This window comes from Nostoc foliaceum FACHB-393, assembly GCF_014698505.1.
GTDB classification, from domain to species: Bacteria; Cyanobacteriota; Cyanobacteriia; order Cyanobacteriales; family Nostocaceae; genus Nostoc; species Nostoc foliaceum_A.
In genome coordinates this window covers 311,727-329,862 of record NZ_JACJTD010000003.1, presented here as the reverse complement: position 1 = coordinate 329,862, position 18,136 = coordinate 311,727, and the positions used below count along the sequence as shown (strand labels likewise).

General features: G+C 41.8%; 18 protein-coding genes. 11 read left to right on the top strand and 7 right to left on the bottom strand.

The genetic code is table 11. The features are described 5' to 3' along the window. Positions 1-453 precede the first annotated feature (453 nt). Entirely contained in the window at positions 454-1,020 is a 567-nt protein-coding gene (locus tag H6G92_RS05000) for an SRPBCC family protein (RefSeq protein WP_190891354.1), read from the top strand. A 251-nt stretch (positions 1,021-1,271) separates the two neighbouring features. Here H6G92_RS05000 and clpB read toward each other — a convergent pair whose 3' ends face one another. After that, entirely contained in the window at positions 1,272-3,890 is a 2,619-nt protein-coding gene (gene clpB, locus H6G92_RS04995) for an ATP-dependent chaperone ClpB (RefSeq protein WP_190891351.1), read from the bottom strand. 350 nt (positions 3,891-4,240) lie between these two features. Here clpB and H6G92_RS04990 point away from each other — a divergent pair, with 350 nt between their 5' ends. From H6G92_RS04990 to H6G92_RS04960, 7 genes are all read left to right on the top strand, one after another. Beyond that, positions 4,241-4,624 (top strand): hypothetical protein, encoded by a 384-nt coding sequence (locus tag H6G92_RS04990; RefSeq protein WP_230966030.1) that lies wholly within the window; start codon positions 4,241-4,243, stop codon positions 4,622-4,624. An 81-nt stretch (positions 4,625-4,705) separates the two neighbouring features. Further along, complete coding sequence (locus H6G92_RS04985) at positions 4,706-4,960, top strand: TIGR02450 family Trp-rich protein (protein ID WP_190891347.1); 255 nt, start codon at positions 4,706-4,708, stop codon at positions 4,958-4,960. Between the two features lie 618 nt (positions 4,961-5,578). After that, entirely contained in the window at positions 5,579-6,445 is an 867-nt protein-coding gene (gene bchL / locus H6G92_RS04980; RefSeq protein WP_012410753.1) for a ferredoxin:protochlorophyllide reductase (ATP-dependent) iron-sulfur ATP-binding protein, read from the top strand. A gap of 32 nt (positions 6,446-6,477) precedes the next feature. Beyond that, a complete protein-coding gene (locus H6G92_RS04975) occupies positions 6,478-7,266 on the top strand; it encodes a DUF5331 domain-containing protein (protein ID WP_190891345.1) in 789 nt (262 codons plus the stop codon). A gap of 177 nt (positions 7,267-7,443) precedes the next feature. Continuing rightward, positions 7,444-8,847 carry a ferredoxin:protochlorophyllide reductase (ATP-dependent) subunit N gene (locus H6G92_RS04970; protein ID WP_190891342.1) on the top strand — a complete coding sequence of 468 codons (1,404 nt, stop codon included), beginning with the start codon at positions 7,444-7,446 and terminating at the stop codon, positions 8,845-8,847. Positions 8,848-8,986: 139 nt separating this feature from the next. Further along, positions 8,987-9,214 carry a hypothetical protein gene (locus H6G92_RS04965; protein WP_190891340.1) on the top strand — a complete coding sequence of 76 codons (228 nt, stop codon included), beginning with the start codon at positions 8,987-8,989 and terminating at the stop codon, positions 9,212-9,214. Further along, a complete protein-coding gene (locus H6G92_RS04960; RefSeq protein ID WP_190891337.1) occupies positions 9,204-9,620 on the top strand; it encodes a putative toxin-antitoxin system toxin component, PIN family in 417 nt (138 codons plus the stop codon). Before H6G92_RS04965 ends, H6G92_RS04960 begins: the two co-directional genes overlap by 11 nt. A gap of 36 nt (positions 9,621-9,656) precedes the next feature. Here the strand turns inward: H6G92_RS04960 and H6G92_RS04955 are convergent, their stop codons facing one another. Then, entirely contained in the window at positions 9,657-11,042 is a 1,386-nt protein-coding gene (locus tag H6G92_RS04955; protein ID WP_190891335.1) for a hypothetical protein, read from the bottom strand. A gap of 193 nt (positions 11,043-11,235) precedes the next feature. Between H6G92_RS04955 and H6G92_RS04950 the strand changes: the two genes are divergently transcribed. After that, positions 11,236-11,427, top strand: coding sequence for a hypothetical protein (locus H6G92_RS04950; protein WP_242059045.1), 192 nt, complete (start codon positions 11,236-11,238; stop codon positions 11,425-11,427). 224 nt (positions 11,428-11,651) lie between these two features. On the opposite strand, the gene H6G92_RS04945 is transcribed toward H6G92_RS04950, so the two are convergent. Continuing rightward, positions 11,652-12,533, bottom strand: a complete 882-nt coding sequence (locus H6G92_RS04945) for a LysR family transcriptional regulator (RefSeq protein ID WP_190891333.1) — start codon at positions 12,531-12,533, stop codon at positions 11,652-11,654. 42 nt (positions 12,534-12,575) lie between these two features. Between H6G92_RS04945 and H6G92_RS04940 the strand changes: the two genes are divergently transcribed. Continuing rightward, positions 12,576-12,884, top strand: a complete 309-nt coding sequence (locus tag H6G92_RS04940) for a hypothetical protein (protein WP_190891330.1) — start codon at positions 12,576-12,578, stop codon at positions 12,882-12,884. An 18-nt stretch (positions 12,885-12,902) separates the two neighbouring features. Here H6G92_RS04940 and H6G92_RS04935 read toward each other — a convergent pair whose 3' ends face one another. The 4 genes from H6G92_RS04935 to H6G92_RS04920 form a co-directional block, all read right to left on the bottom strand. Next, a complete protein-coding gene (locus tag H6G92_RS04935) occupies positions 12,903-13,643 on the bottom strand; it encodes an amino acid ABC transporter ATP-binding protein (RefSeq protein ID WP_190891328.1) in 741 nt (246 codons plus the stop codon). A 37-nt stretch (positions 13,644-13,680) separates the two neighbouring features. Then, positions 13,681-14,832 carry an amino acid ABC transporter permease gene (locus H6G92_RS04930; RefSeq protein ID WP_190891325.1) on the bottom strand — a complete coding sequence of 384 codons (1,152 nt, stop codon included), beginning with the start codon at positions 14,830-14,832 and terminating at the stop codon, positions 13,681-13,683. Positions 14,833-14,909: 77 nt separating this feature from the next. Further along, a complete protein-coding gene (locus tag H6G92_RS04925) occupies positions 14,910-15,836 on the bottom strand; it encodes an amino acid ABC transporter permease (protein WP_190891323.1) in 927 nt (308 codons plus the stop codon). 60 nt (positions 15,837-15,896) lie between these two features. After that, positions 15,897-16,976, bottom strand: coding sequence for an amino acid ABC transporter substrate-binding protein (locus H6G92_RS04920; RefSeq protein WP_190891474.1), 1,080 nt, complete (start codon positions 16,974-16,976; stop codon positions 15,897-15,899). A gap of 551 nt (positions 16,977-17,527) precedes the next feature. Between H6G92_RS04920 and H6G92_RS04915 the strand changes: the two genes are divergently transcribed. After that, on the top strand, positions 17,528-18,085 hold the full coding sequence (locus H6G92_RS04915) for a hypothetical protein (protein WP_190891320.1): 558 nt from the start codon (positions 17,528-17,530) through the stop codon (positions 18,083-18,085). Positions 18,086-18,136 lie beyond the last annotated feature (51 nt).

Sequence of the window (18,136 nt, the reverse complement as noted above, 5' to 3'; positions counted from 1 at the left end):
TACGATGAAGTTGCAGTTTCAACAGAAATAATACGTAAAAATTGGGATATCCTAGCTAGCGAAAGTCCATTAAGGCGGACACTAAACTTTGGAAAGCCTCGTTATGTCTACCTTTGTGTAGCCACAAAATCTAGTCCAGACAAGCTACTTTATTAGCTTTTAGGAGCGATCGCAACTTGAGATAAAATCGTGTTTGTGCCATTCTAGCTGTTAATAACTAAGTTTTTCATCTATAAATACCGCTACTATCAAGCCTACTTAAGTATTAATTGTGATCGTAAATACGGTTTTTCCAGTAAAGTGACTAAAATAATTACCAAAAAATCACTGTTTCCGGAAAAGAGAGGCATTACACTGGAACTAAAATTTAGTGGGTTGGATCTAAATCAAGTTTTATGGCTTGTAGTTTCAACTCTATTTAGGTGGATGAGTTGAGGAGTAACTAAAATCATTATGTCTGCGTCTCATATCTCAGACTCAATTATTGCAGGTTCAGATATGGCTTGGAGTCAAGACAAGCAAAGATTGCTGGTGCAGGGTGAAATTTTGGTAGAAACGCGATCGCACAAAACCTGGGGTGGCGCTGTGACAGCGTGGATGTATTTGCCGATGGTGCGATCGCAAGTTTGGCAGCAATTAACTGACTATCCCCGCTGGGTACAGTATTTTCCAGATATCACTAAAAGCGAAATATCACACAAAGGTGAAGTCAAACGCCTGTATCAAGCAGCCCAAAAAGCCTTTTTCTTTTTCACGGCTCAAGTTGAAATTTACCTCAGCGTTGTAGAAGTGCTGGGGCAACAAATCCAATTTCGCATGGAAAAAGGGACTTTTGAGGATTTTAACGCTAATTTAGAACTAAAAGATTGCGGTAACGGCACAATGCTTGCTTATACTGTGCAAGCTACACCTCTGATTCCAATTCCATCAATTTTCATTCAACAAGCAATGAACTTAGAGTTACCTGCAAATATGCGTAAAATGCGACAAGTACTTTGTAAGGGACAAAATAATTCGTAATACTCGCCAAGGGCGAGAAGCAAGCTACGTAATTCGTAATTCGTAATTATTACCCTACGAATGTTTCACAAAAAAACGCCAAGACGCTCTTGCTTGACTTGGCGTTTTGGCGTGAGATGATCTTCAAGGAAGAGGCAACGGGAAACGGGGCATAGGCAAGAGGACTTGGGGAAAAGGAGAATTGGGGACAAGGGGAAAGACTTGTTTCAAGTTCTCACCTCTTGTCCCCTTGTCCCCTGCCTCTTTTTCAATTAGCTGGTAAATACCTCAGCAGGTAAGCGACTAAAAGAAAGACGCTCATTTTGCACATCTACAAAGATGGTGTTGCCATCGGTGAATTCACCGCGCAAGATGGCTTTGGCAATTTGAGTTTCTAATTCTCTCTGAATCGCCCGCTTCAGTGGACGTGCCCCATATACTGGGTCATACCCTACTTCTGCTAAAAAGTCAAGTGCAGCATCCGAGAGCTTGAGGGATATTTTGCGATCGCTAAGTCTTTGGCGTAATCTTTCCACTTGCAATAGCACAATTTGCCGCAATTCCTTCTTATCTAAACCGTGGAAGATGATAATTTCGTCAATCCGGTTCAGGAATTCTGGACGGAAACTATTTCGCATCGCTTCCATTACCCGACGGCGCATTTCGTCGTAGTGGGCGTTATCTCCGGCGACATCAAGAATGTACTGCGAACCGATGTTGCTGGTCATGATGATAATAGCGTTCTTGAAGTCCACTTTATGACCTTGGGCATCAGTGACGCGACCATCATCAAGAATTTGCAAAAAGATATTGAAGACATCAGGGTGTGCTTTCTCAATTTCGTCGAAGAGAATTACTGAGTAAGGACGGCGACGAATCGCTTCTGTAAGTTGTCCGCCTTCTTCGTAACCCACATATCCTGGAGGCGCACCGATTAAGCGGGAGACGGCGTGTTTCTCCATGTATTCTGACATATCGATTCGCACTAGCGCATCTTCGCTATCGAACATATACGCCGCCAACGCTTTCGCCAACTCGGTTTTTCCCACACCTGTAGGCCCAAGGAAAATAAAGCTAGCGATGGGACGATTAGGATCAGCCAATCCAGCCCGCGATCGCTGAATTGCATCCGCTACAGCTGTGACTGCTTCTTCTTGTCCAATCACACGGTGGTGTAGTTCATCTTCTAAATGCAGTAGTTTCTCTTTCTCTGATTCCACCAGCTTGCTGATCGGAATCCCTGTCCATTTAGAAATAATTTCGGCAATATCAGCTTCTGTGACTTCTTCCCGTAATAGTGATTTTCCACTTCTTTGGGCGCTTGCCAATTCAGCTTCTACTGCTTCCAATTGACGATGCAGACTGGTTAAATTGCCGTATTTCAACTCCGCAGCCCGGTTCAGGTCGTAATCGCGTTCTGCTTGCTGAATCTCTAAGTTGACCCGTTCAATCTCTTTTTTAACAGACTGAATTTTGTCAATGATATCTTTTTCAGACTGCCATTGAGTATTCAGGGTTCTTTGTTCTTCTTTGAAATCGGCAATTTCTTTTTCCAATCTTTCTAGGCGTTCACGAGAAGCTGCATCGCTTTCTTTTTGCAGCGATAGCTTCTCCATTTCCAATTGCAGAATTTTGCGATCAATTTCGTCGAGTTCTTCAGGTTTGGAGGTTATCTCCATTTTTAATCTCGCGGCGGCTTCATCTACCAAGTCAATGGCTTTATCAGGGAGGAAGCGATCGCTAATATAACGACTCGACAATACTGCTGCTGCAACTAAAGCACTATCAGAAATCTTCACCCCGTGGTGGTTTTCATAACGTTCTCTCAACCCGCGCAAAATCGAAATACTATCTTCTACACTGGGCTGATCGACATAAACTTGCTGGAAGCGTCTTTCTAGTGCAGCATCTTTTTCGATATGTTTGCGGTATTCATCCAAAGTTGTCGCCCCAATACAGCGTAATTCGCCCCGCGCCAACATTGGTTTTAATAAGTTACCAGCATCCATTGCGCCTTGAGTTGCACCAGCGCCGACAACGGTGTGAATTTCATCAATAAATAAAACAATATTGCCGCCAGATTCAGTAACTTCTTTTAATACTGCTTTCAGGCGTTCTTCAAATTCACCCCGAAATTTAGCCCCTGCAATCAAAGCACCCATATCTAAAGAGATTAACTTGCGGTCTTTGAGGGATTGGGGTACGTCACCTGCGATAATGCGCTGTGCTAGTCCTTCAGCGATCGCAGTTTTACCAACACCCGGTTCACCAATTAGCACAGGGTTATTCTTGGTGCGGCGAGAGAGAATTTGCACAGTGCGACGAATCTCATCATCTCGCCCAATCACTGGATCGAGTTGACCTTTACGTGCGGCTTCTGTAAGGTCACGCCCGTATTTTTCCAGTGCTTCGTATTTGCCTTCTGGATTTTGATCGGTCACTTTTTGGCTCCCCCGAACTTGTTTAATAATATCTTTTAGCTTGCCTTCGTTTAAACCGAATTCTTGGAATAAAGCTTTGCCAAAGCGGTCATCTTTAGCGTAAGCCAGCAATAAGTGTTCAATTGAAATATATTCGTCTTGAAACTCTTTACGATATCCGTCTGCCCGATCTAGAAGTGTATCCAAGCTGCGTCCTAAATAGACAGAACTGCTAGTACCAGATACTTTCGGCTGACGTTGAAAAAATTGTTCGGTGCGATCGCGCAGTTTTTGGAGGTTAACACCCGCCTTGGTGAGAATCCCAGTTGCTAGACCATCTTGTTCTAGCAGCGCTTTCATCAGGTGTTCGCTTTCAATTTGCTGTTGTTGATATTGTTTAACAATATCTGGGGTATGGGCGATCGCTTCCCAGGCTTTTTCTGTAAATTGGTTAGGATTAGTAGGTTGCATAGGCTTTTTCAGGAACGTAGAGGCGCAGTGGTGAAGCAGCGCGGTCTTCTCCCAAAGGGAGACGCCAAGGGCGATGGGGGTTTCCCCCATGAGCGACTGCTGTTAGCGAAGCGTTAGCGACGTAGGAGCGTCACCCGGAGGGCTTGTGGCAGGCTACCACCAGAACACCATAAAGAAAATTTCTGCTTTCAATAGATATAGATATTGTATGAAGAGAGGAGCGATCGCCTAGATCGGTGTTCACATCTTGTGAAAGTGGTATTTTCCCCTAGTCCGCATCTTTCTATCCACGCATCCTCTGATCTTCCTGCCCCCACACAGAGTTACCATGATCCCAGGTCGCCTAGTGGATGCTGAAAATGATTGACCCCTACGACTTTGAAGATGATAACTTTGACTTTGAGGATGAAGATTTTTTTAAAATAAAACCCATCAGCCAAATGACTGAAGGGGAAAAACTACAGCGCTTTAAGCGGTTCTTCGACAGCAGCAGCCGTGCTATGTTGCAAGACTGTCTATTTCGTATCGTCAATTATGAAGATGGTACGGGCACGTTAGAAATTCTTTGCCCTAATGAAGTCGTAAGACAACGCCTTTCCAAAAAAAAGCGCAAAATTACCAACAACATCAACACCTGCTGGAGCCATATCAGATGGTTTTCGCTATGTGTCCAGCAAGATAATGAGTTGCATTGCCAAAAGTTTACCCGTAACGGCGATTTGGTTACATCTTAGTTGGGGATTGGGGATTGGGGATTGGGACTGGGGATAAAGAAAGTGTTTTCCCAATGACAAATAACAAATGACTAATAACAAATGGCTAAAAAACAAAAATTTCCTTACCTAGTTGGTTCTAAGTGGACAGCACAGCGAAAAGTTGATGGCTGGCGGCACTTTCAAGTTGTTAACCGGAAAAATCAGGCTAAGTGGGTTTACGCCGAAATGGTTTCTGCTTGTGATCCTAAAGTCCGTTTTTGGATAAATGCCAAATTATTACAAGATAGCTCCCAGTGGCAAGCTGGCTGGCAAACATTACAGGAAATCCAGGAAATTGAAACTGAGGTGTCCTGATTTGCCTGGTTCTTAGTGGGCTGCCGCCAGTGAAGGAGGCGGCAGCCGAAAGATTTTAATCATATTAGACAATATCTGGTAATTTAATATTTTTTTACAAAATCAGACTAACTTACTCTCAAGCAGCAATTAAACGGTCTTAGCTATCAACTAAAAACTGGCAACTTATCTGCGATACGTTCGGTGAGCTACGCTAACGCAAATTCCATTAGTATTTCCAGCATAAGGCTGCGTATAACTCTCTTTACCCTTAACCCTGCGCCCCAATGCCTTGAAAACACGTTGTCCGAATATCAGCTAATTCTATGAAAAGCATTAAGAAAAGCAGATTTCAGATTTTTGTATTTTGTAACTCTTTTTATAAAAATAAGTGATAAAAACTTTTTATTGGCTATTTTTAGAGCTATTAAGGTCTTTAAGGTTCATAAAAACCCAAATAGATATAATTGAGATTTAATTCATCGGATAAGACAGTTTTACAAATTAAGAGCCACTTTCTTTTCTATGTAATTTGCCCAATAATGAAATTCACAGACCTCACGCATCGCCATCTCAGGAAAGGTGAAGGCAAATGTTTGAGCCACAAGTTTGACAAGTAGCTATAAGAGGCAAATAAAAGTGAAACTAGCAGTCTACGGAAAAGGTGGTATCGGTAAATCCACAACTAGCTGTAACATATCAGTCGCCCTAGCTAAACGTGGCAAAAAAGTGCTGCAAATTGGTTGCGACCCCAAACATGACAGTACCTTTACCCTGACTGGGTTTTTGATTCCGACAATTATCGACACCCTCCAAGAGAAGGATTATCACTACGAAGATGTCTGGCCGGAGGATGTGATTTATAAAGGCTACGGCGGTGTTGATTGCGTAGAAGCTGGTGGTCCACCTGCGGGTGCTGGATGTGGCGGTTACGTAGTGGGCGAAACCGTAAAATTACTTAAAGAACTCAACGCCTTTGATGAGTACGATGTAATTCTTTTTGACGTTCTGGGTGACGTAGTTTGCGGTGGTTTTGCAGCACCACTCAACTATGCAGATTACTGCCTGATTGTTACAGACAACGGCTTTGATGCGTTGTTTGCGGCTAATCGGATTGCTGCTTCAGTCCGCGAAAAAGCCCGAACTCACCCACTGCGTTTAGCTGGGTTAATTGGCAACCGCACTTCCAAGCGCGACTTGATTGAAAAATATATAGAAGCTGTGCCAATGCCAGTTTTGGAAGTTTTACCTTTAATTGAAGATATCCGTGTTTCCCGTGTGAAAGGGAAAACTTTGTTTGAGATGGCAGAGCAAGATCCTTCCCTAGACTACGTTTGCGACTACTATCTCAACATCGCCGACCAAATTCTAGCGCGTCCTGAAGGTGTTGTACCGAATGACACACCAGATCGGGAGTTGTTCTCTTTGTTATCCGATTTTTATCTAAATCCGGGTAAACCCCAGGTTCCTAATTCAGAAGAGGAACTAGACTTGATGATTGTATAAATCACCAAGTTCTCAGGATGGGGGACAATAACATGGCATTCTTTCATAGCTTTACAGATTCAATAAAGCAAAAGTGGTTGCAATTTTTCCAGAACAATCGGGACTGGATTACCCTGCACATGCAAGTGGAATCAGTGTACACCCCTGATGGCGGGAAGCGACCACCTTCTTACCTCATCCTGGGAGTTCTTAACGCCCTAGAACCAAAGCTAGCGCAGTTAATGTTGCCCTTTGCCAAACTTAATCCTGATGCCGATACCCTGATTGAGGTGCTGGATTTGCATTTTGACCCAGATTTAGCTCTCGGTAATCGCTTCGTCACCAACCCAGATGTAGAGAGATACGTAGAAGAAGCAGCAGCTGTTATTGACGAAAAGCCTGAAGATGAAACATTGACACATTCTCATACAAATGGCTTTGCGGCAGTGGCGGTAGCTCAAGAGTTCACAATGGTGGATTCTGATGATGAAAGCCTGGGGATCAGCGAGTTGGAGGAAACCGAAAATGGCTTTGGAGATATTTCCTTATCCAACGGACACAACTCAAAAGATGAATCTCTCCAAATCTCTAGTTTAGAAGCAGATGAGTTTGGGGAAATTGCCTTCGATTCAACAGCTGCAATGGAAGTAAAGCTGGATGAAGACGAGGAGCTTGAAGATAGTGTACTAGATGAGAATGCGTTTAAAGACGTGTTATCAGATGTCTGGGGTGATGAAACAGCTTTGCAAAAGGCTGAAGAAAGTAACGATTTTTTGGGGGAAGAACTGCCAGCAGGCGTTTTTGATGAATCAGAAATTGCCCGTCTCTTCCCCAACGCTTAATTATTGCCGTTCCTCACAATTTTAAGTTTTAGATTTGGGGTTTTGGATTAGGAATATAGGGAAATTGTCGTCAGGCATAGGATATTTTTGTTGTCCCAGTCACCAATCCAAAATCGTCAATCTAAAATCTGAAATTGGTTGACCTGCCATTAAATATCAAGGGGAGAAAAAACCAAAATGACTGTCGCTCAACAACCAGAAGCTTTAAGCTTTGAATGTGAAACTGGAAATTACCATACCTTTTGCCCAATTAGCTGCGTGGCGTGGTTATACCAAAAAATTGAAGATAGCTTCTTTTTGGTGATTGGGACAAAAACTTGTGGCTACTTCCTGCAAAACGCGATGGGGGTGATGATTTTTGCTGAACCCCGCTATGCAATGGCAGAGTTGGAAGAGGGCGATATTTCAGCACAACTCAATGATTATGAAGAGTTAAAGCGGTTGTGCTTGCAGATTAAACGCGATCGCAATCCTAGTGTAATTGTCTGGATTGGCACTTGCACCACGGAAATTATCAAAACAGATTTGGAAGGTTTAGCACCAAAGCTAGAATCTGAAATTGGGATTCCCATCGTTGTAGCGCGGGCAAATGGTCTAGATTACGCCTTCACCCAAGGAGAAGACACCGTATTAGCAGCAATGGCTAACCGTTGTCCTGATAAATCTCCGGTGGCGGAAACAGAGAAAAGTGAACGTAATGCGATCGCTAAATTGCTCAACTTCGGTAAAAAGAAAGAAGATGTCGCCCAAGATGAATCTGAGTATGTAGATCATCCACCGCTGGTTCTTTTTGGTTCCCTTCCCGACCCCGTAGTTACTCAGTTAACCTTGGAACTGAAGAAACAAGGCATCAAAGTTTCCGGCTGGCTACCCGCGAAGCGCTTCACAGAACTGCCAGTACTAGAAGAAGGGTATTATGTCGCTGGTGTCAACCCCTTCCTCAGCCGCACAGCTACCACCTTAATGCGCCGCCGTAAGTGTAAACTCATTGGCGCACCCTTCCCCATTGGCCCCGATGGTACCCGCGCTTGGATTGAGAAAATCTGCTCGGTGTTCGGTATTACTCCCAAGGGTTTGGATGAACGGGAAGCACAAATTTGGGCAGGCTTGGAAGATTACGTGAAACTGATTCGCGGTAAATCTGTATTCTTCATGGGTGATAACTTGCTGGAAGTTTCCCAAGCCAGATTCTTAATCCGTTGTGGGATGACAGTTCACGAAATCGGCATTCCCTACATGGATAAGCGCTATCAAGCTGCTGAGTTGGCATTGTTGGAGAAAACTTGCCAGGAAATGAATTCACCCCTGCCAAGGATTGTAGAGAAGCCGGATAATTACAATCAACTTCAGCGGATTTATGAGTTGAAACCAGACTTGGTAATTACTGGTATGGCTCATGCTAATCCATTGGAAGCACGGGGTATTAATACTAAGTGGTCGGTGGAGTTCACTTTTGCTCAAATTCACGGCTTTACGAATGCGCGTGACATGTTAGAGTTGGTGACTCGTCCGCTACGTCGGAATAATAATTTGAAAGATTTGGGTTGGGATAAGTTGGTGAGAGAAGAAGCGAAGATTTAGATTTGGATTGTGATTGAGCAACAGCATAATACTATGTTGAGGGCGAACTTTTGGGTTCGTCCTTTTTTTTACGTAGACGCTGGCTCAAACCTGATTAAAAAAGCTAACAAGTTTCTATTCCCTAACTCCAGAACTCACCATGACTCAAAAAACCTATCAACTCCTTCTAACCTTCGAGCAAATTCTTAATCTTGTCCTACAACTTCCCGCACAAGAACAAGAACAACTTATTCAAGAAATAAAGAAAACCTCTTCAAATAATAAAGATGAAGATTTACTTAGTGTTTTTGACAGAATCGGCAGAAATGCTCAAGCCAAAGGATTAACCGAAGAAACTCTAGAAGAATTACTCGCCGATGAATCATAAACTAATTGTCATTGACACAAATGTTTTACTTAATGCTGCTCTAAGTCCTAATGGAACAGCCTGTAAAGCCCTAGATAAAGTCTATAAAGAATTCAAAATTTCTCAAATCGATGAAACTTATCAAGAATTAAACACACGAATTTATAAACCTAAGTTCGATAAATATATCTCAGATGAAGACCGACAAGATTTTTTGGACATAGTTAAAAAGTACAGTCAATTTATAGAAATAAAATCTCAAATAAACACCTGTAGAAATCCAGATAACAACAAATTTTTAGAACTTGCTAAAGATGCCAATGCAGAATTTTTAATCATAGGATATCAAGACCTTTTATCACTCAAGACTCTAGCCGAATATCAAAACCAGATTATTACTCCCAGAGACTTTATTGACCTTGATTAATTCATCTTTAATCCTGTAATTAGTTCAGATGGAGGGCTATAACTCTAAAGGTTTAGATGGAATTATATACATTAATTCTGCGCCTTCTGGTTTAATTTCTGTAGACGGACTTAATTTAAGCCAGTCATGAAAGCTTATTCCTAATTGAGACATTGCTTGCAATTCTGTTTGGTAAGATTCAAAACGAAGATTGGTTTCAATCATAGATTCCATTAATTCAAATACTTGGGGAAGACGTTTGTAAGCTTCTTGCTTCAAATTATCCTGACTCGGCCCGAACCAACCTGCTTGAACCTCAACGCGAGTTAAAATTGCTGCTGGCAGCGAATCTAACCACTTGTTAGGGTCTTGCGCCATTTTAAACAAATTCTCTCGTTGCAGATCGAACACAGAATTTTCATCTAAAGTTGGATCAATCCATTGATAAATTTGTGTTAGTCTCCGCAAATCAATCTGACCTTTGAACTGAGGTTGTAAATATGCTGCTGGGTTAGAAGTTAGCAAAAGATCAACATATTTTTGAATACGAGAACGGATAACTCTAGCCCCTTCTTGGAACCGACGAAGTGCTGTATCATGTTCCTCTAATTCTAAATAACAACGTGCTTCAGCTAGGTAAGCTAAAGATAAAGTTAGCAAATACTCATCAGCAATTTGGCTTTTTTGCTCAATTTCGATATCTGTATATTCAGTATAAATATGCTCTGCTTCTAGAAAACGATTTATAGCTTGCAAAGCGCTGCTTCTACGATTTTCAGGTTTAGTCATCGTGAAGGCATTAACTGCCAAATCAATTGCAGCACGAAAATTAGCATAGAAGCTAAGGTCGATTTTGCGGTTGACTTTGTTCAATAGTTCTTCCGCTTGTTTTAGGCGTTTTTCTAGCTCATTGAGACGCTGTGCTATTACAGCAAATCCCATTACTGAAACACCTAGATTAAGTACGCTAGCAGCAGTAGTTACTTGCAAAAAACCTTGAGTTAATTGCAGATTCTGCCCAATTTCCCCTAACTGATTTTCAATTCCATCGAAACGTCCATTTACATCGGCAAAGCCTTTCCCAGAAATGGCCGCATTAGCGACTGTTCCAATCAGATTTACCCCTGAAACAGCTATGTTGCCTAAACTTGTTTGTTCAACTCCACCCAAGCGTCCACTGACATCAGCTAATTCTTGTCTTGTAGCAGCAGCATTTACCCCAGAAGCAACGAGATTTGCACCGGAGAAAACAAGGTTGAGTAAATTGTTTGGGGAAGAACTTGGTGCTGGAAGTGGAGAATTATTGGCTTCCTTCAACCAGGTAACAATATGTTTACTCACTGGTTCTATAATTACACCCCCAACCCTTACTAAAGTCCCATCTTGCAGTCCTTTGACAATCCAACTAGCAAGTGTAAAGGTTACTGTCAATGGTATAGTCATAATCTTTTCTTAATTACTAAAATATTTACACTTTACTCAGTATTCCCAATTTGAGTTCTATCGTCTCTAATAACGATCGCTCTTTTTGACGAACCATCCACGTCAACAAAGAAAAGCGATCACTCAAATTCATCTTACTCAGATACAGTTACAATAGGGTGGGAAAGATGCGAAAACTTGCGTACAAGTCATTATGCTAGTTGAACCACCATCTGAAGAAGACGAAACTACCTATCTTCTGAAATCAGAAACTAACAAAAAACATTTACTCAAAGCTTTAGAGAATGTAGAAAAAGGGAACTTAATTTTTGTTAATTTAGATGAATATGAACAATTTGTCTTTGAATCGCAAAGTTATAAAATTGAAGAAGATAGATTATTTTAATTTGTCAATATCATCATTAACAATAAAGATTATTGAGGTTGGCATATTGTTTTAGTTCAGGCGATCGCTCTTTTTTAACCAAACAATATAAAGCAAAATCAGAGAGCGATCGCTCTTGTTAATAAATTCAATCAACTAACAGCAAAATCTGTATATTTACGCATAGAAGAGAATTGTCGATATTCGGTCTAGCTTTGCCGATCTATTGCCTCCTTTTCAATATCTCAACAGATAGTCCTGATAATTTGCAGAAATTCCTTTAGTACAGGTGTCATTTCCTCTTGTCGCCACACTACAGCCGTTTCTACTAATGGTGTTTTTTCTTCTAAAACGCGATACACCACACCAGACCTGTGAAGATTTTGCAATGAAGACGGTGCGATCGCAATCCCCATTCCCGCTGAAACCAACCCGATAATTGTCTGCATCTGAATCGCTTCTTGAGTCACTTTCGGGCTGAAATTTCCTTGCTGACAAAGGCTTACGATTTGGTCGTAAAGTCCGGGGCCCAAATGGCGAGGGAACATGATAAAGTTTTCGTTTACTAGCGATCGCACTGAAATCTTTTCTTGTTCAGCTAAGGTATGAGTTTGCAACATAGCCACAATTAAAGCTTCTTGCTGAATGCACTCTTGATTGAGTGTGTTGTCTTCTAACGGTGGATGGGCAAAACCTACATGGATGCGGCGTTCTTGTAGCGCTTGTTCCTGCTGAGTTGTGGTTAATTCCTGCAATATCAACTCTACTTCTGGAAACTGTTCTCGAAACCGTCGCAAAATCACAGGAAGCAAATCGTAAGTTACCAAACTGGTAAACCCGATTCGTAGTTGTCCCTTTTCACCTCTTCCCGTTTTTTGAGTTAGCTCAATTGCTTTTTGGAGTTGAGCCAAAAGTTGATAAGCTTCTTGCAAAAATACTTGTCCAGCTTCTGTTAGCTGTACCTGTCGCTTGGTTTTGCGATGAAATAGTTCTACTCCCAATTGCGCCTCTAGTTGCTGAATTTGCTGGCTTAAGGGCGGTTGAGCAATGTGCAATCGCTCGGCGGCTCTACTGAAGTGCAGTTCCTCAGCGACAGCGATAAAGTAGCGCAGATGTCGCAGTTCCATTTTTTTGATATCTTATAAGTTTCAATTCTCTATAAATATATATTGGACATCTCAATATTACCTACCTATGATACTCATATAGATATCGTGGGGAGTCAGAGCTATGCCAGAGAAGTATACTCTTATCAATGTTATGAGCCGCTGAGTGAAGCTACAGAATATTTGGCTTTGCAAATTGAGTCTTCTGCAAAGGTGGATGGAGCTGTAGACAAAGGTTGGACTGATGAGCGATGCCTGCGGCGGGCTACGTCTACCCTTACAGCAATGAGCCATGCTTTGCGAGAATGGAGCCAGCACTCAGATGGATTTTTTGCTTCAGCTTGGTGTGAAGTTATAGGATACAAAATTTAGATGAATCTCAAAGATTTTTTAGAGAATTTGCGATAAAAACTTGCGTGTTCTTTCTTCTTTAGGATTACTAAAAAATATTTCTGGGGTGGCTGACTCGACGAGTAAACCGCTATCCATTAAAATAACTCGGTCGGCGACTTCACGAGCAAATCCAACTTCGTGGGTTACAACTACCATTGTCATCCCATCACGGGCTAGACCTCGCATTACATCTAAAACCTCCCTTACCATTTCTGGATCTAAAGCTGAGGTAGGTTCGTCAAACAGCATAATTTTGGGTTGCATGGCTAAAGCACGAGCGATCGCTACTCGTTGCTGTTGTCCACCAGATAACTGTCCTGGATATTTTTGCGCCTGTTCTAAAATTCCCACTCTTTCTAGTAGTTGCATCGCCAATTCTTCGGCTTTTGCCTTTGGCGATCGCCGTACCCAAATTGGTGCCAAAGTAATATTTTGCAGCACTGTGAGATGAGGAAATAAATTAAATTGCTGAAATACCATTCCCACTTCCCGGCGAATCGTCTCAATATTTTTTAAATCATGGCTGAGAGTAATGCCATCGATTTCAATTCTTCCCTTTTGGTATTCTTCTAAAGCGTTAAATGTGCGGATAAAGGTAGATTTTCCTGAACCAGATGGCCCCATCAACACTACTACTTCTCCACGATTGACTGTCAAGCTCACACCCTGAAGAACGTGGAACTTTCCATACCACTTGTGAACATCTTCAGCAACAATTATTTGTTTTATTTCGGACATAATATTTAAATCCCAACTTCTAACTCATAACTCCTAACTAATTACTCAACTGTCTCTCTAACCGCCGAGAAGCCAACGACATGGAGTAACAAAATACCCAGTAAATAAATCCAATAAACAGATAAACTTCTGCATAGCGACCGATAAATTGTGGTTGTGCCAATATGGAACGTGCAATACCTGTGAGTTCCACTAATCCGACCAAAGATAAGAGGGAAGTGTCTTTAAATAAGCCGATAAACTGACCAACGATCGCAGGAATAACGTTACGTAATGCTTGAGGTAGGACAATTAATATCACTACCAAGGGTGTATTTAATCCTAGTACTTTCGCAGCTTCAATTTGTCCGCGAGGAATTGATTGAAGTCCACCGCGCACGTTTTCTGCCATGTACGCGGCACTAAATAGTACTAGTCCAGCAATTGCTCGTAATACCCGATCTAGACGCAAATCTGCTGATAGAAACAAGGGAAGCATTACCTGAGCTAGGAACAAAATTCCAATCAGTGGTAATCCTCTAATAATTTCAATGTACAGTATAGAAAACCAACGTACTACAGGCAAATTGCTTGTGCGCCCTAAAGCAAGTAAAACTCCAATCGGAAAGGAAAGCACAATACTGACTGCTGCCATTAGTAGGGTAAGTAGCAAACCGTTCCACAAATTTGTAGATACAGGCTGCAATCCAAACCCACCGCCAATTAGCCATAAAATTATCGGGAAAGACAATAACCATAATAGGGAAAGCCAAGGAGTTAATACCTTAGTAAACTTTCCTCCGAGCCAAAAACCTACAAATATTAAAAATGCAATTAACAATAACCAAAGGCGGGATGTAAAGTCTAGTGGTAAAATAACTAACAAAACGCCAATGATAAAAGCAAACAAAGAAATTCCACGCTTTGTTAACTGTTGTTTACCAAAAAATACACCCCCTGTTATAGCGCCTAAAGTCGAAGCGATCGCCAGTACAATCCAAGTTCGCCAATATAGCGTTTGAGGAAATCTACCAACTAAAAATAAACGTAAATTAACCTGAATTACCGCCCATTGTGCTTGAGTGGTTGCCCAAGTTAGAATTCCTCGCACTACCCAAAACAGCAATACCAAACAGACAACAGTTAACAAGCTGTTGTACCAATTATTAAACAAATTTTTACGCAGCCAAGTTAATTGAGGATTTGTCATTGGTCATTGGTTATTGGTTATTGGGCATGGCTTAAAGTTCAAGCTCAAAAGCTCAATCTTCAAAGTTTACTGCTTCCTCATCTCTCTTTAATTTGCACGCTACGATTGAACCAATTCATAACTATAGAGATGGTCAAACTCAGGGTGAGATAGGTGAGCATAATTAGTAAAATCACTTCTACGGCTTTCCCAGTTTGGTTGAAGGTAGTAGATGCGACAAAATAAATATCGGGGTAGCCGATGGCGATCGCTAAACTCGTATTTTTCGTCAAATTAAGATATTGACTCGTTAACGGTGGAATGATTACCCGCAAAGCTTGGGGAAAAATCACCAGCCGCATTGTTAACCCTGGTTTTAATCCTAGCGATCGCGCTGCTTCCCATTGTCCCCTAGCTACTGATTGAATCCCACCTCTGACAATCTCAGCGATAAACGCACCTGTGTAAAAAGTTAATCCCAACAGCAAAGCTGAAAACTCTGGTGATAAGGTAAACCAAGGTAGTTCTAAGCCATTTTGGCTAACACCAATAAAACCCCAAAGGGATATCTTATTTTCTGTTTTGGGAAAAGTCAGAAAAACAGCAAAGTACCAAAACAGTAATTGCAGCAGTAAGGGCGTATTGCGGAAAACCTCCACGTAAATCATCGTGATATTCCGCACTAGCCAGTTGTCAGAAAGTCGGGCAATCCCAGCACCTATCCCTACAATTGTTGTAAGCAAAATTCCTGCAACCGCCACCCGCAAGGAGTTAATTAACCCCACCCACAAGGCATGACTATAGCTGTCAGTGGGTTTGTAAGTAATCAGCGTTTCGCCAATATCAAAAGATGCTTGTTGCTTGAGGAAATCAAATCCAAACTGAATACCCAACTGTTGTAAATTGCGGTTGAGATTCCCCCAGAGTATTATTACCACTAATACTGCTACAAATACGGCAAGAAATTGCAAGGCAATACGCCAAAAGCGGACATCACGCCATATAAGCGGTTTTGAATTAGTCATTAGTCATTAGTCATTAGTCAATATAAATTTCCTCTCTACTTCCCATGCCCCTGCCATCTTCTACCGAAATGGCGGAGAATAAAGTAGTCCGCCTTTGCTCCAGAGTTGATTTTGGCCGCGAGCTAGATTGAGTTTTGTCTTGGGACCGAGGTTGCGATCGTAAATTTCGGCGTAATTACCAACGTGCTTAATTATTCTGGCTGCAAAGTCGTTTGTTAAGCCGAGTCCTTCACCAAGGTTGCCTTCGGTTCCTAAAAAGCGTTTAATATCCGGGTCATTACTAGCAGCAAACTGACCCACATTCTGGGAAGTAATGCCCAACTCTTCGGCTTTGACTAGGGAATAAACCACCCATTTCACAACATCACCAAACTTAGCATCCCCTTTGGCAACTGCTGGTGCAAGGGGTTCTGAAGAAATTACTTCTTCAAGAATCATGTTATCTTCTGGTTTGGGTAGAATTGCGCCTCGAGATACTAATGCTGAACGGTCAGCGGTAATGCCATCGCAACGACCTTCGGCATAGGTAGCAAAAGTAACGTTAACATCTTCAAAGACCACAGGTTTGTAAGTGATGCCCCTTTTTCGCATTTGGTCTGCTAAGTTCTGTTCGGTAGTAGTTCCAGTTTGAACGCAGATTGCTTTATCCTTCAGGTCTGCCAAGGACTTAATGTTGCTATTTTTGCGTACCATTATGGCTTGTCCGTCGTAAAAGACCACAGGTGCAAATTCTAGACCTACAGAGGTATCGCGGCTAAGTGTCCAAGTCGTGTTACGGCTGAGAACGTCTACTTCGCCAGTTTGCAAGGCTGTAAACCGCTCTTTAGAATTGAGATTGCGGAATTCTACTGCATCTGGATTGTCAAACAAAGCCGCCGCGATCGCACGACAAATATCTACATCGATGCCGCTGTATTTACCATCAGTTCCCACAAAGCTAAACCCTGGCACTTCACCGCTGACACCGCAAGTTAACTGACCACGGCTTTTAATGCTATCCCAACGATTTCGAGTTGCTGGTGCTGCTGGATTACTACCTGGAGTACCGGGTGTACTGGCTGTTTGACTTGAATCTCCACCACAAGCAGCGATCGCAAATACTAGGGGTGCGATCGCTAGAATTAAAGCTGATTTACGCATAAATTTCATAATTAATAGACCAGAAAAAATGTATTGCTCACTACAATCTTTCAGTGAAAACAACTTATCGCTTGTAATATAAAACTTTACCAGTCTCTGTGCTATATTGTTTAGCTTTTAAAAGTGGTAGTTGAAGTTTTTACTTATCTTGTCAAAAGCTTCAAATACTTGCAGGGATTATCTCAATTAGGCTTTAGCTTTCGAGTTTTATTTAAAATCCTGCCACCCTTTTTGGTTTAGCAATGCATTTATTAAACCTAGAAGATAATATTAAAACTTAAGTGAGTTAGTGTTATATCCTTCACTACCTAGGATTGTGAAAAAAGTGATTATCGCTTCTTTAAAAATGAGCAAGAGTCTTTCAGAAAATATCATTCACAGCGCAGAATGCTCATCTATTTTTCCTATCTTCAATACCCAATCCCCAATGCCCCATGCCCTAATTGCATACTTCTATGTGAGCAGAAGTAGCCATACAAACCTAAACAACTACCCCTAGCAGGTTAAACTAGGTCTGGTAACAGCTGCTCCACGTTCCTTATGAGGCTTTTATGGGAGCTAACCTCAAACAGATTGCCAACTATTTAGACAACCTTGGTTGGGACTACCGTTTTGATGATGAAGAAGACAGAATTATAACAGGAGTGGAGGCTGATAATCTAGAAGATTTCCTAATAGTTGTCCAGTTGGATGAAGAGGGAAAATTTTTCCGAGTATTTGCCCCTCAAGTTTTGGCAGGAATCCAAGACCATCCTCACAAGGGAGCTATCCTACAAACAATGCTTGCCATTTCTTGGGAAACCAAAATGTTGCAATGGGAGTATGACCCATCCGATGGCGAAATCCGTGCCATTATTGAGTTTCCTCTAGAAGACTCGATTCTCACAGAAAGACAATTTCACCGTTGTCTAAGTGGGTTAATTCAGATTGTGGATGGCATAGCGATACCTCGGCTGAAAGAAGTGATGGCAACAGGTTTTGATCCGGGAAATATAGAACTTGGGGAAAGACTGTTACTCAGTATCCAAGAAGAAGCCCCAGGATTGTTAGATTTGCTGGAAAAGGCAATGGAAGCGCGAAAAAAGCGAGGAAGTTTTCCCAGCGAGTGAGACGGATCATCACTTAAATCGCTATACTCCAAAGTGATACCCTCACTATAT

Coding starts and splice junctions, on each gene's coding strand:
- H6G92_RS05000 (WP_190891354.1), top strand. CDS start 454: ATGTCTGCGTCTCATATCTCAGACTCAATTATTGCAGGTTCAGATATG.
- clpB (WP_190891351.1), bottom strand. CDS start 3,890: ATGCAACCTACTAATCCTAACCAATTTACAGAAAAAGCCTGGGAAGCG.
- H6G92_RS04990 (WP_230966030.1), top strand. CDS start 4,241: ATGCTGAAAATGATTGACCCCTACGACTTTGAAGATGATAACTTTGAC.
- H6G92_RS04985 (WP_190891347.1), top strand. CDS start 4,706: ATGGCTAAAAAACAAAAATTTCCTTACCTAGTTGGTTCTAAGTGGACA.
- H6G92_RS04975 (WP_190891345.1), top strand. CDS start 6,478: ATGGCATTCTTTCATAGCTTTACAGATTCAATAAAGCAAAAGTGGTTG.
- H6G92_RS04970 (WP_190891342.1), top strand. CDS start 7,444: ATGACTGTCGCTCAACAACCAGAAGCTTTAAGCTTTGAATGTGAAACT.
- H6G92_RS04965 (WP_190891340.1), top strand. CDS start 8,987: ATGACTCAAAAAACCTATCAACTCCTTCTAACCTTCGAGCAAATTCTT.
- H6G92_RS04960 (WP_190891337.1), top strand. CDS start 9,204: ATGAATCATAAACTAATTGTCATTGACACAAATGTTTTACTTAATGCT.
- H6G92_RS04955 (WP_190891335.1), bottom strand. CDS start 11,042: ATGACTATACCATTGACAGTAACCTTTACACTTGCTAGTTGGATTGTC.
- H6G92_RS04950 (WP_242059045.1), top strand. CDS start 11,236: ATGCTAGTTGAACCACCATCTGAAGAAGACGAAACTACCTATCTTCTG.
- H6G92_RS04945 (WP_190891333.1), bottom strand. CDS start 12,533: ATGGAACTGCGACATCTGCGCTACTTTATCGCTGTCGCTGAGGAACTG.
- H6G92_RS04935 (WP_190891328.1), bottom strand. CDS start 13,643: ATGTCCGAAATAAAACAAATAATTGTTGCTGAAGATGTTCACAAGTGG.
- H6G92_RS04930 (WP_190891325.1), bottom strand. CDS start 14,832: ATGACAAATCCTCAATTAACTTGGCTGCGTAAAAATTTGTTTAATAAT.
- H6G92_RS04925 (WP_190891323.1), bottom strand. CDS start 15,836: ATGACTAATTCAAAACCGCTTATATGGCGTGATGTCCGCTTTTGGCGT.
- H6G92_RS04920 (WP_190891474.1), bottom strand. CDS start 16,976: ATGCGTAAATCAGCTTTAATTCTAGCGATCGCACCCCTAGTATTTGCG.
- H6G92_RS04915 (WP_190891320.1), top strand. CDS start 17,528: ATGGGAGCTAACCTCAAACAGATTGCCAACTATTTAGACAACCTTGGT.